The 13,879-nt window shown below is 71.2% G+C and carries 11 protein-coding genes; 6 read left to right on the forward strand and 5 right to left on the reverse strand.

The window, feature by feature from the left end:
• Nucleotides 1–54 precede the first annotated feature (54 nt).
• Nucleotides 55–453, forward strand: coding sequence for a nuclear transport factor 2 family protein (locus tag HNR40_RS39300; RefSeq protein WP_184970717.1), 399 nt, complete (start codon nucleotides 55–57; stop codon nucleotides 451–453).
• Here the strand turns inward: HNR40_RS39300 and HNR40_RS39305 are convergent.
• Complete coding sequence (locus tag HNR40_RS39305) at nucleotides 450–2,087, reverse strand: right-handed parallel beta-helix repeat-containing protein (protein ID WP_184970718.1); 1,638 nt, start codon at nucleotides 2,085–2,087, stop codon at nucleotides 450–452. The two genes, HNR40_RS39300 and HNR40_RS39305, sit on opposite strands and share 4 nt — an antisense overlap.
• A 69-nt stretch (nucleotides 2,088–2,156) precedes the next feature.
• Between HNR40_RS39305 and HNR40_RS39310 the strand changes: the two genes are divergently transcribed.
• Together HNR40_RS39310 and HNR40_RS39315 are read left to right on the forward strand one after the other, a co-directional pair.
• Nucleotides 2,157–2,969 (forward strand): TetR/AcrR family transcriptional regulator, encoded by an 813-nt coding sequence (locus HNR40_RS39310; RefSeq protein ID WP_312896675.1) that lies wholly within the window; start codon nucleotides 2,157–2,159, stop codon nucleotides 2,967–2,969.
• Nucleotides 2,970–2,985: 16 nt separating this feature from the next.
• The gene (locus tag HNR40_RS39315; protein WP_184970722.1) at nucleotides 2,986–3,471 is read left to right on the forward strand and encodes a methylated-DNA--[protein]-cysteine S-methyltransferase; all 486 of its coding nucleotides are present in this window, start codon (nucleotides 2,986–2,988) and stop codon (nucleotides 3,469–3,471) included.
• On the opposite strand, the gene HNR40_RS39320 is transcribed toward HNR40_RS39315, so the two are convergent.
• Nucleotides 3,428–4,639: a helix-turn-helix domain-containing protein gene (locus tag HNR40_RS39320; RefSeq protein WP_184970724.1), complete on the reverse strand. Its 1,212-nt coding sequence runs from the start codon at nucleotides 4,637–4,639 to the stop codon at nucleotides 3,428–3,430. The two genes, HNR40_RS39315 and HNR40_RS39320, sit on opposite strands and share 44 nt — an antisense overlap.
• A 196-nt stretch (nucleotides 4,640–4,835) precedes the next feature.
• On the opposite strand from HNR40_RS39320, the gene HNR40_RS39325 reads away from it, so the two are divergent.
• On the forward strand, nucleotides 4,836–6,896 hold the full coding sequence (locus tag HNR40_RS39325) for a SufS family cysteine desulfurase (protein WP_184970726.1): 2,061 nt from the start codon (nucleotides 4,836–4,838) through the stop codon (nucleotides 6,894–6,896).
• Nucleotides 6,897–7,411: 515 nt separating this feature from the next.
• On the opposite strand, the gene HNR40_RS39330 is transcribed toward HNR40_RS39325, so the two are convergent.
• Nucleotides 7,412–8,164 (reverse strand): class I SAM-dependent methyltransferase, encoded by a 753-nt coding sequence (locus HNR40_RS39330; protein ID WP_312896676.1) that lies wholly within the window; start codon nucleotides 8,162–8,164, stop codon nucleotides 7,412–7,414.
• 335 nt (nucleotides 8,165–8,499) lie between these two features.
• Here HNR40_RS39330 and HNR40_RS39335 point away from each other — a divergent pair, with 335 nt between their 5' ends.
• Nucleotides 8,500–10,770, forward strand: coding sequence for a collagenase (locus HNR40_RS39335; RefSeq protein ID WP_184970730.1), 2,271 nt, complete (start codon nucleotides 8,500–8,502; stop codon nucleotides 10,768–10,770).
• A gap of 15 nt (nucleotides 10,771–10,785) precedes the next feature.
• Here the strand turns inward: HNR40_RS39335 and HNR40_RS39340 are convergent, their stop codons facing one another.
• A complete protein-coding gene (locus tag HNR40_RS39340) occupies nucleotides 10,786–12,030 on the reverse strand; it encodes a serine hydrolase domain-containing protein (RefSeq protein WP_184970732.1) in 1,245 nt (414 codons plus the stop codon).
• 254 nt (nucleotides 12,031–12,284) lie between these two features.
• Between HNR40_RS39340 and HNR40_RS39345 the strand changes: the two genes are divergently transcribed.
• Entirely contained in the window at nucleotides 12,285–12,998 is a 714-nt protein-coding gene (locus HNR40_RS39345; protein WP_184970734.1) for a PaaI family thioesterase, read from the forward strand.
• 4 nt (nucleotides 12,999–13,002) lie between these two features.
• On the opposite strand, the gene HNR40_RS39350 is transcribed toward HNR40_RS39345, so the two are convergent.
• Entirely contained in the window at nucleotides 13,003–13,872 is an 870-nt protein-coding gene (locus tag HNR40_RS39350; RefSeq protein WP_184970736.1) for an alpha/beta hydrolase, read from the reverse strand.
• Nucleotides 13,873–13,879: the final 7 nt, after the last annotated feature.

Below are 13,879 nucleotides of genomic sequence, written 5' to 3' on the forward strand. Positions count from 1 at the left end.
TCGATGGTATTAGTGGAGGAGTTCTAGAATCTACCATCTAATTGAAGGACGGGCATGTCCACTGCGAGCCACGTGGTCAAGGGGTTCTACAGCGCCGCCCAGACCGCCGACGGGGGCGCGATCCTGGCGTTGCTGCATCCGGACTTCGAGGCGCGCACCGCGCCGGGCATGCCGTGCGGGGCGGGCGGCGCCTTCAGCGGGCCGGCGGAGGTGCTGACCCGGGTGTGGGGCGCGGTGTTCGCGGAGTACGACACCGCGCCCTACGACGAGACCTGGCAGGAGACCGCCGACGGGACGGTCGTGGTCACCGGTCACTACCGGGGCCGCGCTCGGGCCACGGGCCGGGAGTACGAGGCCGAGTTCGTCCACCTGTGGCGGGTGGCCGACGGCCGGATCTCCTGGCTGCACCAATACACCGACACGGCCCGCTGGCACGAGGCGCTGGCCGCCTAGATCCCGGCGCCCGCCACGATGTCGGCCACCGCCGGGTCCGACTCCAGCACGCCCTCGCCGAGCACGGTGTTGTCGAAGAGCGTCACGCCCTTCGGCGGCTGCCCCGGGTCGGCGTCCCAGAAGTTGCCGATGAACGCCACGTGCTCCAGCGGCGGCGACGGCTCCAGCACCACCGGGTTGTCGGCCCGGTGCACCACGTTGCCCTGCACGGTCACCCAGGCCGCGCCGTAGTCGGTGTAGAGGCCGTAGTTGTACGGCGTGAGCGTGTCCTTGATCACGTTGCCGCGGATCTGGGCGCCGCTGGCGTAGGAGGAGCCCTGGGGGCCGGAGACGTACAGGCCGCCGCCGTCGGCCAGCACCTGCATGGTGTCGTGGATCAGGTTGCCGATCACCTGGGTGCCGCGGCTCGCGTTGACGACGACGCCGTTGTGCGGCACCTCGCCGATGTCGTTGCGGGCCACGACCGCGGACTCGGTCCCGGCGATCAGGATCGCGGGGGAGCCGTGGTAGTCGAGGCCGACGCGGCGCAGGCAGGTGCGCTCGATCCGGTGCTCGCGGGCGCCGTCGCCGATGACCACGCCGCCGCCCGCCACCTCGTCGATCTCGCTGTCGCGCAGCACGTTGCGCGCCCCGGCGCCGCGGAACTCCAGCGCCACGCCGCCGAGCCTGGTGAACCGGCAGCCCTCCACGAGCACGTCAGAGGCGCCGTCGACGACCACGTTGCCGGGGATGGCGGCACTGTCGCCCGGCACGGTGACCTGGCCGCCGTCGAACGTGACGATCTGGAGGTCGCCGCCGACGTAGAAGCCGTTGCCGTGGTAGTGGAGGAAGCCTTCCTGCCCGCTCGGCCGGGTCCACGCGGCCTCGGCGAACGTGATGCCGCGCAAGGTCGCGCCGCGCACCCCCTCGGCGTGCACGAGCGTCTCCAGGGCTGGCGCCACCACGTCGTCCGGGCTCTCGCCGGGCAGCGGCAGGTAGTGGATCACGCCCTCGCTCACCGCGAACGTGCCAGGGGTCAGGAAGGCGGGGCTGTTCTCCGCCGAGGTCGGCGCGTCCACGGCGTACTGCTCGCCGAAGCCCTCCCAGGAGATGATCGAGTGGTAGAGCTTGCGCGCCCAGCCGAAGGCGGGCTGGGCCATGGTGATGTTCGTGCCGGAGATCGACGCCACCGGGATGCGAGCCTCCGACCAGGGGTAGGCGCCGCGGTAGACGAACTCGACCGCGCCCGGCCAGTCCACGGCCTCCTCCAGGACGTAGCCGGTCTCGGTGGTGGTGATCGCCGTCTCGCCGAGTGGGAGTGAGGCGCGCTCGGCGCGGCGGCCGCCCACGTAGAGCTGGCGCACGGGGGTGGCGGGCGCCGCCGCCGTCCACACGCCGCCGTCGCCCTCCTGCCAGCCGGTGATCGGCGTGCCGCCGCTGAGGACCACCTTCTCCGGTACGGCGGTGCCGTACCCGTGGGCCTGAAGGACGATCCCGGAGTCGGCCTCGGTCAGCCGGAGCGTCTCGGTCAGCCGGTGGACGCCGGCCCTGAGGGTGATCACGCCGCCGGCGGCGCGGGCGCGTTCCAGGGTGGCGAAGGGGCGCTCGATCGTGCCGGGGCCGGAGTCGTCGCCGGAGGGGTCGACGAAGATCATGAGGAATCCCTTCCAGGTATGCGGTGTACACATCTGGTATACAGCATATACAGGGAGAGGAGTCAAGAGGTGGCCAATCCGGAGCGCAGCACGGAACTGCTGTGGGGTGCCAAGGGCCGCGGCGGGCTCAACCTGGAGCGCATCGTGCGCGCCGGGATCGAGCTGGCCGACGCCGAGGGGCTGGCGGCGGTGTCGATGCGGCGGGTGGCCGAGCGGCTCGGCTACACCACGATGTCGCTCTATCGTCACGTTCCCGGCAAGGCCGAGCTCGTGGACCTCATGCGCGACACCGCGCTGGGGACCGAGCCGGACCTCGGCCCGCCGCGCGGGTGGCGGGCGGACACCGAGGCGTGGGCGCGCTCGGGCCTGGAGTTCTACCGGCGCCATCCGTGGCTGCTGGAGTCGGCGGGCGTCCGGCACGTGCCGGGGCCGAACTCCATCGCGGGGTTCGAGCAGGCGCTGGCGATCGTGGCCGCGACCGGGCTGCGGCCGGCCCAGGTGGTGGCGGTGGTGGGGCTGGTCGGCCACTTCGTGGAGAGCGCGGCCCGCGAGGTGGTCGAGACGACGAGGATCGAGCGGCGCACCGGCGTCGGCCACGACGAGTGGTGGGGTGCGCGCGACTCGCTCTACCAGCACCTCGACCGCTATCCCACGCTGACGCGCATCTACGAGGAGGGCGGCTTCGACGAGCCGCTCGACCCTTTCGAGTTCGGGCTGCAGCGGGTGCTCGACGGGATCGAGGCGCTCATCCGTGATGAAGTGCGTGACGAAACTCGATGCGCAGTCTGCGGGAAGGTGATCGATCCGGCCGAGACCGGACGGCCCCGCGCCTACTGCTCGCGGGCCTGTCAGCAGAAGGCGTACCGCCGCCGCAAAGTGTGAAATTCTGGCAGATGCCATGATCCGCACGCACACCATCATCGAGAGCCCCGTCGGGCCGCTCACGCTGGTCGCCCTCGACGGGCTGCTGACCGGCCTCTACATGCGCGAGCAGCGCTACCGGCCGCCGGAGGAGTTCTTCGGGCATCCGGACCCCGAACCCTTCGGCGAGGTGACCGGCCAGCTCCGGGCGTACTTCGCCGGTGACCTGAAGGTCTTCGACCTGCCGATGAACCTGGTCGGCACGCCGTTCCAGAAAGAGGTCTGGGCGGCGCTCATGGAGATCCCGCACGGCGAGACCCTCACCTACGGCGGGCTGGCGCGACGGCTCGGCCGCCCGCCCAGCGCGGCCCGCGCGGTCGGGCTGGCCAACGGCCACAACCCGGTCAGCATCATCGTCCCCTGCCACCGGCTCGTCGGCGCCAACGGCGACCTGACGGGGTATGGCGGCGGGCTGCCGGTCAAGCGCTACCTGCTCGACTTCGAGCGGGGGACGCTCTTCTGAGCCGCGTCGACAGCGTGATCTCGCGCAGTTCCCCTCGGGTCGTGGCGCAGTCGACCAGGCGCAGCTGCTCCATGACGCGGGCGGCCTGCGGGTTGTAGGCGAGTTCCTCCGGGCAGCCGTCCAGCACCCTGCGCAGCATCGCCGTGGCGCCCGCTGCGTCACGCTCCATCGAGTGGGCTCTGGCCAGCGACAAAAAGTAGCGGGCCTGGCGGTCCCTGGCGCGCAGCCGGGCCGGGTCGATCTCCCCGGACAGGCGGATGGCCTGCCGGTAGCGTCCCAGGCGCACCGCCACGGCCACCGCCTGCGCCTCCACCTCGGCCGCGCCGAACGGGGCGTGCAGGTCGTCGCGGTCCTCGCCCAGCGACTCGCCGATCTTCCGCGCGCGGTGCAGCAGCTCCTCGGTGTGCGGGACGTCGTTCTCCTCGGCGGCCGCCTGCGCCGCCGTCAGATAGCAGCCTCCCGCCACGGCGATCGCGGACGGCCCCGCCTGCCCCACGCCGTCGATCGCGGCCAGGCAGAGCTGGCGGGCGTCGCCGTACCTGCGCAGGTGGATGAGGACCTCGGCCAGCTCGGCGCGCGCCACCGCCGACAGCAGCGGGTCACCGGCGCGCCCGGCCGCGGCCACGCCCCGGTCGGCGGCCAGCAGCGCCAGCGCGTGCTGGCCGCAGCCGCGCAGGAACGTGGAGAAGAGCCGGTAGACCTGCGTGAGCCCGGCCGCCGCCGGCTCCTCGTCCAGCGGCGCCGTCTCGGCCATCACCAGCAGCTCCGGCAGCCGCCTGCGCACCTCCGAATAGCGGCGCGGCGAACGCTGCCAGACGTCCCACGCGGCCGAGACGTGGCGGGCGATCCGGTGCACGCTCTCGCCCGGCTCCCCGGACAGCCGCCTGGGATAGAGCAGCGCGTGGCCGATCTCGTCGTACTCACCCTGCGCGCCCATCGCGGGCAGCGCCACGTCGCCGCCGACCAGCTCCGACAGGTCGCTGATCCGCAGCACGTCGGCGATGCGCAGGATGGTGGACAGCCGGTCCAGCGGCCGGGCGCCGTTCTCGATGAGGCGCAGCCACTCCTCGCTGCAGCCCACGAGGTTCGCCAGGATCCGCCGCGAGATGCCGCGCGAGCGGCGTACGGCCATGATCCTGGCTCCGTCGACCATGAAGTCGCTGGTCATGATTTCACCGTAGGCGAGGATCCGGTGGCGCCCCGCGGCTCCCGGCGGCCAGGAAAGGCGGCCACTTCCTGCCGGTTCCGCGGGGGCGGATCCGGGTTACCGTGGAAAGGATCGCCTGCCGTACAACAGCAGTTGGATCTAGCCCGATCTCCCGTGCCCAGACTGCCCCTACACCTTTCGGCAGAAGGAGATCACGATGGGGCTACTGGACGTCGAAACGATTCGGAAGTCTTTCCCCTTCTTCGACCCGGCCGCTGACGGCTCAGGCCCACCGGTCTACCTGGACAGCGCGGCGACCACGCAGAAGCCATCGGCGGTGCTGGACCAGCTCAACGCCTACTACACACGTTCCAACGCCAACGTCCACCGCGGCGTCTACCGCCTCGCGGTCGAGGCCACCGAGCTGTACGAGGGCGCCCGCGGCAAGGTGGCCGCCTTCGTCGGCGCGCGGCGCAGCGAGGAGATCGTGTTCACCAAGAACGCCACGGAAGCCGTCAACCTGCTGTCCTACTCGCTCATGTGGGCAGAGGACGAGCACCGGATCGGCCCCGGCGACGAGATCGTCGTCACCGAGATGGAACACCATTCGAACCTCATCCCGTGGCGGCTGCTCGCCGAGCGGGTCGGCGCGAAGATCAGCTACCTGGGCATCACGAACGACGGCCGCCTCGACCTGTCCGACCTCGAGGAGCGGGTCACCGAGCGCACCAAGCTCGTCGCCGTCGTGCACGCCTCCAACATCCTCGGCACCGTCAACCCCATCGCGCCCATCGCCGCCCGCGCCGCCGAGGTGGGCGCGCTGCTCGTGGTCGACGCCGCCCAGTCGGTGCCGCACCTGGGCATCGACGTGAACGCGCTCGGCGCCGACTTCGTCACCTTCTCCGGGCACAAGATGTGCGGCCCCACCGGCATCGGGGTCCTGTGGGGCAAATACGACCTGCTCGCCGAACTGCCGCCCTTCCTCGGCGGCGGCGAGATGATCGAGACCGTCACCCTGGACGCCATGGCCTACGCGCCGCCGCCGCTGCGCTTCGAGGCGGGCACGCCGCCGGTCGCCCAGGCCGTCGGGCTCGGCGCCGCCTGCGACTACCTCGACTCCCTCGGCATGGACGCCATCGCCGCCCACGACCAGGCCCTCATCGAGTACGCGCTCGACCGGCTCGCCCAGGTCCCCGGCATCCGCTTCATCGGCCCCGAGAACACCGCCGACCGGCTGCCGCTCATGTCCTTCGTCCTGGACGGCGTGCCGCTCCAGCAGGTCAGGACCGCCCTCGACCAGGCCGGCATCGCCGTACGCTCCGGACACCACTGCGCCCAGCTGGCCTGCAGCCGCTTCGGCATCCCCGCCGCCGTGCGCGCCTCCTTCTACCTGTACAACACCACCGCCGAGGTCGACTTCCTCGCCGACACCCTGGAGCGCACCCGCTCCACCACCACCGTCTACGCCACCCCGCCCGAACTGACCGACACCCGCCCCGTCCGCCCCTACAAGGAGATCCTGATGCCCGGGATCTTCGAGCCGTGGGGCCACGCGCTCGTCGGCGCCTTGGCCCCCGCGCCCGGCGCGCGGGCCCTCGACGTCGGCACCGGCCCCGGTACGGTCGCCCGCCTCCTGGCCGCCGCAGTAGGACCCGCGGGAGCCGTGGTCGGCACCGACATCAGCGCCGGCATGCTCGCCCTCGCCAAGGAGGTGCCGCCCGCGGCGGGCAGCGCCGCCATCCAGTACGTCGAATGCGGCGCCGCGCCGCTCCACGTCTCCGACGAGGCGTTCGACCTGGTCACCATGCAGCAGGTGCTCCAGTACGTCCCCGACCGCCGGGCCGCCGTCGCCGAACTGCGCCGCGCGCTGCGGCCGGGGGCGCGGCTCGCGATCGCCACCTGGCTGCCCCTGGACCGCAACCCGCTCTTCCAGGCCCTGCACGAGGCGCTCGCCGCCGTGCTCGGGCACGAGGCGGCGGCGCTGTTCGAGGAACCGTGGTCGCTCGCCGGGGAGGAGGTCGCGGACCTGGTGGCGTTCGCCGGGTTCGGGCAGGTGCGGCTGGACCAGTGGACGGTGCCGGTCACCGTGGCCGGTGGGGTCGAGGCGCTGTCGTGCCTGTTCTCGTTCTCGGCTGTGGGGCCTGAGGTGGCCGGGCTGGGGAGTGAGCGGCGTACCGCTTTGCTGGACGCGGTCCGCGCCAACCTCGCCGACCGCACCGACGCTGAGGGTGTGCACGCGCTGACGGCATCGAGCGTGGTGACAGCCACGGCCGTCTAGCTCCTCCCACGCTCCTCGGGCGTTGTCGCATCTGGCGTCGGGAGGTCTGGGGTACGGCCTGCGCCGGTCTGGAAGGCGGCTCGTGGGTGAGAACCCGCACCGCCACCAGACCGGGCCAGAAACAGCACCACCGCCACCCGGCCCGGCGCCTCCTCAGCCAGGACGAACTCGGCCGGGGCGCACTGGGCCGCTCCGTCGCCGCCCTCAGTGCTCGCAACCCTTCCGCGCACTTCCCTGCCCTCGACGGCGAAGCCGCCCGGCAACACCCCTGACCGAAGCCCGTCCATGCCGAGGCAACCGGGGGCACAAGGGTGCGAGGCGAGGGTCACAAAGGCGAGCCCGGGGGCCACGAAGGCGGTACCCCGGGCCACGAAGGCGGTACCCCGGGGCGCGAAGACGGGACCCGGGGGCGCGAAGACGGGACCCGGGGGCGCGAAGACGGGACCCGGGGGCGCGAAGACGGGACCCGGGGGCGCGAAGGCAAGCCCGAGGCGCCAGGGCCCGAGCCCGGGGGATCAGGTGGGGTTGCGGGCGGTCAGGGCGAAGCGGTGGGCGGTGGCGGTCAGGGGGTGGCCGGTGCGCATCTGGTCGTGGAGCGCGCGGAGGCGGTCGCCGTACCGGATGACGTCGAAGTCGGGAACGTGCCACGGCGTGATCCGCAGAAACAACACCAGCGCCCCAACATCATGGAACGTGGACGAAACCAGAGCCTCGTCCTGCCAGGAGACCTCGAACCCCTCCTCCACCAGCTCCTCGACGGCTGAGGCGAGATCCCACTCGGCGTACTCGTGCGCCGGCGCCCCCAGCGCCCGGTTGACGTCCGCGAGGTCCCGCCCGCCGACCTGCTGGGTGATGAACGTCCCCCCAGGCTTGAGCACCCGCCGCAACTCGGCGGGATCGTAGGACTCGTGCCGGCTGACGATCAGCTCGAACGACCCGTCGGGAAGCGGCAGCCGATCATCGTCACCCACCTCCACGACTTCGACCCCCAGCGGCTCCAGCCGCTTCCTGGCCACCGGGACATTGGGCGCATACCCCTCAGTGGCCGCCGTCCGCGCGGGCAGCGGAGCGAGCGAGGCCAGCAACTCGCCCCCACCCGTCCCAAGATCCAGCAGCGATCCCGTGTACGGCAGGCGTTCCCGCACCAGTTCCTCATAGTCCCAGGGCAAGGCCTTGGAGTCCTCGACCATCCGCCCCTGGAACACCCCGAAGTCCCAGCCCTCGAAGGGCGTGGTCAGTCCTTGTGCGATCAGTTCGTCATATTCCACCACCCGATCCTTTCACCCACCCAACCCCGGCCTCGCCACTGCACCACCTCGCCTCCGGCTATGAGCGCCCAGCCTCGCGGACCCTTCAGGAGTTGGCCCGTAGCCCAGGACCTACCACTTGGTCGGTAGGTGGGTCTCGGGCTGGGCCGCGCGGGGACGCGGGGTGTCCCCCTTCGAGAGCGGACAACCGCAGCCAGAGCCGAAGGCCTACCGGGACGGGATCGACGCGTCCGGAGTCCGCGCGGGATTTTCCGTGAGGTTTGGGGTTGATTCGCCTATGCGCAATGTGAAATTTTACATATCACATTACCCACCCCCCAACCCAGGAGTATGCGATGCGAGTCGCAGGATCCTTACTCGTGGCGGCCGGGCTGGTGCTCGGCGGCCTCGCCGTACCGGCCAATGCCCAGACGCCCGCCCCACAGACCGCAACCCAGCGCACCGAGCCCGCCCCCCGCACGGACGCAGCCCCCCGCACGGACCCGGCCCCCCGCACGGACCCGGCCCCCCAGCCGGCCAGTGAAGCCACCGAGGCCCGGCACCAGCAGGACCAACCCCTCAAAGCTGATGTCCGCCCGCCCCTCCCGGCCACCACGGACCGGCTCAAGCAGGACTATGACCAGCCCGCCCAGCGGCAGAGGTCGCTGGCCGCCTGCGATGTCGAGGGCCGCACCGGAGCCGCCCTCGTCACCGCCGTCAAGGCCGCCGACATGAGCTGTCTGAACGGGCTCTTCTCGCTCACCGGCTCCCGGGCCCGCGCGGCCTTCCAGGAGTCGCAGATGGTGACGGTCGCGAACGCCCTGCGCGACACCGCCGCCACATACCCCGGCGACAACAGCACCAAGACGCTCCAGCTCGTCCTCTATCTACGCGCCGGCTACTACGTGCAGTGGTACTACTCGCAGGACGTCGGCCAGTACGGCGCCGCGCTCAGGACCGCCATCCGCGGCGGCCTCGACGCCTTCCACAACAACAGCCGGTCCGGCACGGTCAGCGACGCCAACGGCGAGGTGCTGGGCGAAGCGGTCATCCTGATCGACAGCGCCCAGGAGAACGCCCGCTACCTCCCCGTCGTACGCCGCCTGCTGACCGCCTACAACAGCTCCTACGACGCCTCGTGGTACATGGTCAACGCCGTCAACAGCGTCTACACCGTCCTGTTCCGCGGCCACCAGCTCCCGGAGTTCGTCACCGCCGTCCAGAACGACCCCAGCACGCTGACCACGCTGCGCGACTTCGCCGTCAACCACCTGAACCTGCTCAACACCGAGCGCGCCTACCTGACCGGCAACGCGGGCCGCGAGCTGGCCCGCTTCGTGCAGCACGCCCAGCTCAGGGCGACGGTCCGCCCGATGCTGCGCGACCTGCTGCAGCGCTCGCGGATCACCGGCCCGACCGCCAAGCTCTGGGTGGGCGTGGCCGAGATGGCCGACTTCTACGACCGCGCCAACTGCGCCTTCTACGACACCTGCGACCTGCAGAACCGCCTGACCGCCGCCGCCCTGCCCGTGCGGCACACGTGCGGCCCCACGCTCAGGATCCGCGCCCAGCAGATGACCGCGGCCGAGCTGAGCGGCACCTGCTCCAGCCTGAGTGGCCAGGACGCCTACTTCCACAACCTGGCCGCCGACAACGGCCCGGTCGCCGGTGACAACAACGCGACGCTGGAGGTCAACGCGTTCGACTCCAGCGACGACTACCAGACCTACGCCGGCGCCATCTTCGGCATCGACACCAACAACGGCGGCATGTACCTGGAGGGCGACCCGTCGGCGGCAGGGAACCTGCCCAGGTTCATCGCCTACGAGGCCGAGTGGCTGCGCCCGGCGTTCCACATCTGGAACCTCAACCACGAGTACACGCACTATCTCGACGGCCGCTTCAACATGCACGGCGACTTCGAGGCGGGCGTGAGCACGCCGACGATCTGGTGGATCGAGGGCTTCGCCGAGTACGTCTCCTACGGCTACCGCCGCCTGGCCTACGACGCGGCGATCGAGGAGGCGGCCAGGCACACGTACCCGCTGAGCACGGTCTTCGACACCACCTACGACCACGACACCCAGCGCGTCTACCGGTGGGGCTACCTCGCGGTCCGCTTCATGTTCGAAAAGCACCGCGCGGACGTCAACACCGTCCTCGGCCATTACCGCACCGGCAACTGGAACGCCGCCCGCACCCACCTCAGGTCGCTGAACTACAACGCCGGCTTCGACACCTGGCTGACGGCCTGCGCGGCCGGGGCCTGCGGCGGCGACACCGGTGAGCCGCCCGTGCCGGAGTGCACCGGCTCGGACACGCGGGCGCTCGGCCAGAACTGCCGCCGCAGCGGCCTGTCGGCCGGCCAGGGCAACTACGCCTACCTGTACATCCTCGTCCCGGCCGGTACGGCGAAGCTGACCATCAAGAGCGACGCCGGCACCGGTGACGCCGACCTCTACTACAGCTCATCGTCGTGGGCCACGACCGGCTCCTACACCCAGCGGGCGACCGGCGCCGGCAACGCGCACACGCTCACCGTCACCAACCCGCCCGCGGGCTACCACTACATCAGCCTGTACGGCACCGCCGCCTTCACCGGAGCGGCGGTGACGACGAGCTTCTAGAAGTAACGCGAGCTTCTAGAAGTAACGCGAAGTGAGGTCCCCGGTGGGCCACGAGCTCACCGGGACCTTGTTCATCAGCTCGGAGAACCCGTCGAAGTCGGGCGAGCCCTGCTCCTCGCGCCGGTTGAAGCAGGCGGCGTAGCTGAAGCCGTTCTGGATCCGGCACAGGTAGGTGTAGGTGCCCGGCATCGAGCCGTTGTGCCAGGTGTTGACGTTCCCCGGCACCTGACGGACCCAGATGCCGCCGCCGTACCAGGAGCCGAACTCGTTGACCCCGGTCTCCGGCTTGGCGATCAGCTTGGCGATCGACGCCGAGCTGAGCACCTTGCCGGGCCGGTCCATGGCCAGCGTCCAGCGCACGAGGTCGACGGCGGAGGCCAGCCAGCCGCCGTTGGCGTCCTGGTTGGGCATGTTGAACCCGCCGTACGGGTAGGGCAGGACCTTGCCGGAGGCGTCCACGACGCTCTTGTTGGTGTACTTCGACTCGTAGATCGCCTCGCCGGGGAACGCCTCGGCGCGCAGGCTGCGTCCGAGCCGCATCCGGGTGATGCCGAGCGGGGCGAGGAGCTTGGCACGCACGTACGACTCGTAGGACTGGCCGGAGACCTTGGCGATGATCCGGCCCAGCAGCATGTAGCCGTAGTTGCTGTAGACCATCTTGGTGCCGGGGTCGTGGTCGAGGCGGCGCTGCGAGCCGTACTTCATGATCTCGGCGTGCCCGATCGGGAGCGGCACGTCGAGGGCGGCGGCGATGGTGTGGTCGAGCCAGAGCTGGTCCTTGGAGACGTCGCGGTCCCAGCCGCCCAGGTGGTGGATGAGCCGCAGCACGGTGACCTGGGCGAGCCGAGGGTCGGTGGTGGTGGACAGGCCGAGCAGCGGCGCGACCTTCGCCGACAGGCTGAGCTTGCCGTCCTGGACCAGCCGCATGATCGCGGCGGCGGTGATGTTCTTGCTGAGGCTCGCGATGCGCATCTGCGAGGTCGGCGTGATCGCGGGCACCGCGCGGGAGCCGTCGTTGTAGCGGTAGGCGCGCGCCAGCACGATCCGGCCGTTCTTCATGATCGCCAGCTGGGACTGCGAGATGTTGCGGTCCTTGACGAACTTCTTCATCAGGTTGTCGAACCCGGCGAGCTGCGACGGGGCGACGCCGTTCGCCTCGACGGCGGGGACGGGCGCGGCCTGCGCTGGGCGGGTGACGAGCGCGGCGGCGGGCAGCAGTCCCGCGCCGGTCTTGAGCAGGGTCCGGCGGCTGACGGTCATCGGGTGGGATCTCCTAGGGGTATGACGGGTCAGCTGCGCCCCGGCCGAGGCCGGGTAGTCTCACAGGTGACCCCCGAGTCACATCCGTCTCAATGAGGTCCGTATATTACGGACCTTTCCGGATGTCCCGCACACCTGGGGTCGCCGACGAACGTGGGGCGAGCGCAATAGCCCAGGCAAGACACCCTAAAATAGGTCTGTTTGAAATGAACTTTCTGGCGTGGGCGTTATATCGCGATGAAGGAGGATGACGCATGACGACGGCTGCTCTGCAGACTGTTTTGACCGTTCCCGAGCGCTTCCAGGGTCCCCAGGGGATCGTCAACGGAGGCTGGCTGGCCGGTACGGTCGCCGAAGCTCTGGGAGGCCGAGGCAACGCCGTCGAGGTCACCCTCCACGCCCCCACCCCCGTCGAGACCGAACTGCGCCTGGAGCACGTGGCCAACACCGCCTCGCTCTACCACGGCGACAAGCTGCTGGTCGAGGCCATCCCCGTGCACGAGGACCTGAAGGCCCCCGAGTACGTGCGCTTCGCCGACGCCGCCCGCGCCGAGGCCGGGTTCCCCGGCTGGCAGGGCCACGCCTTCCCCGAGTGCTTCGTCTGCGGCCTGCGCGACCCCGGCGACGGCCTGCGGATCTACCCCGGCCCGGTCGAGGGCACCGACCTGGTGGCGGCCGGCTGGCGGGTGCCGTACAGCGTCGCCGGTGACGACGGCGTGCCCGCCGCCATCGTCGGCGCCGCCCTCGACTGCGTCACCGGCTGGGCGCACTTCGGGCCCGGCGAGTCGGCCCTGCTCGGGCGGCTGGCCGTACAGATCCACCGGCGGGTCTACCCCGACGGCACCTACTCGGTCGTCGGCCGCGCCACCGGCCGCGAGGGCCGCAAGCTCTTCGGTGAGAGCGCCATCTACGACGGCGACGGCACCCTGGTCGCCGCCGCCCGCGCCACGTGGATCGCTCCACGCTGACCCCTCAAGGGGTACGGCCCGGCCGTACCCCTGACAGGCGGGCGGCCACCAGCGCCGCGCACCGCTCGTCGAACATGATCGTGTAGTGGTTGCAGTCGGGCACCAGCTCGTCGCGCAGCCCCGGCACCCGCCGCTCCCAGTGCGCGGCCAACGGGCCCGGCAGCATCCCGACCTCCTGGTTCAGCAGCCCGCGCGGCGCCCGCAGCAACGTCACCGGCGCCTCGATCGCGGCCAGCGCCGACCCGATCGCGTCCCCCTTGAGCCGCATCCACCGGCCGTCCTCGCGCACCGCGGTGCCGACGGCTCGCGAGCGCAGCGCCCCCTCCGGACCGGTCAGGTCGTAGCGCACGTACTCCTCGGCCGTCGGCGTCCAGTGGCCGACGAAGGCCGGATGCGCCTGGAAGAAGGCCACGTAGTCGTCCGCCGACGGGAACGTCTGGCTGAGCCGGGCGATCGCCGGGCCGAGCGTGGCCTCGATCTCGGCGTCCACGTCCGCACCCGGCGCCAGGGGCGGGAACGGCAGCCCGCCGTCCACCAGCACCACCCGCTCGAACGCGCGCCGCGCCGCCGCCAGCACCGCCACGTACGCGCCCATCGAGTGCCCGGTCAGCACCGCCCCGGCACCGGCGCCCACGTGCTCCGCCACCCGCAGCACGTCCTCGGCGTGCCGTTCCAGCCCGTAGGGGCCGGGCAGGTCCGCGCTGTGGCCGCGCCCGCGCAGGTCCATGGCGACCAGCGACCACTCCGGCGGCAGGTGCGCGGCCACCGCGTTCCACGCCATCAGCGATGCGGTGATGCCGTGCACCGCGACGATCAGCTTCGGCCCGGATCCGAAGACCGCGAACCGCATACCGTCCACCTCGTCGTATCGCATGACGTGA

This window comes from Nonomuraea endophytica, from assembly GCF_014203235.1.
Lineage (GTDB): Bacteria > Actinomycetota > Actinomycetes > Streptosporangiales > Streptosporangiaceae > Nonomuraea > Nonomuraea endophytica.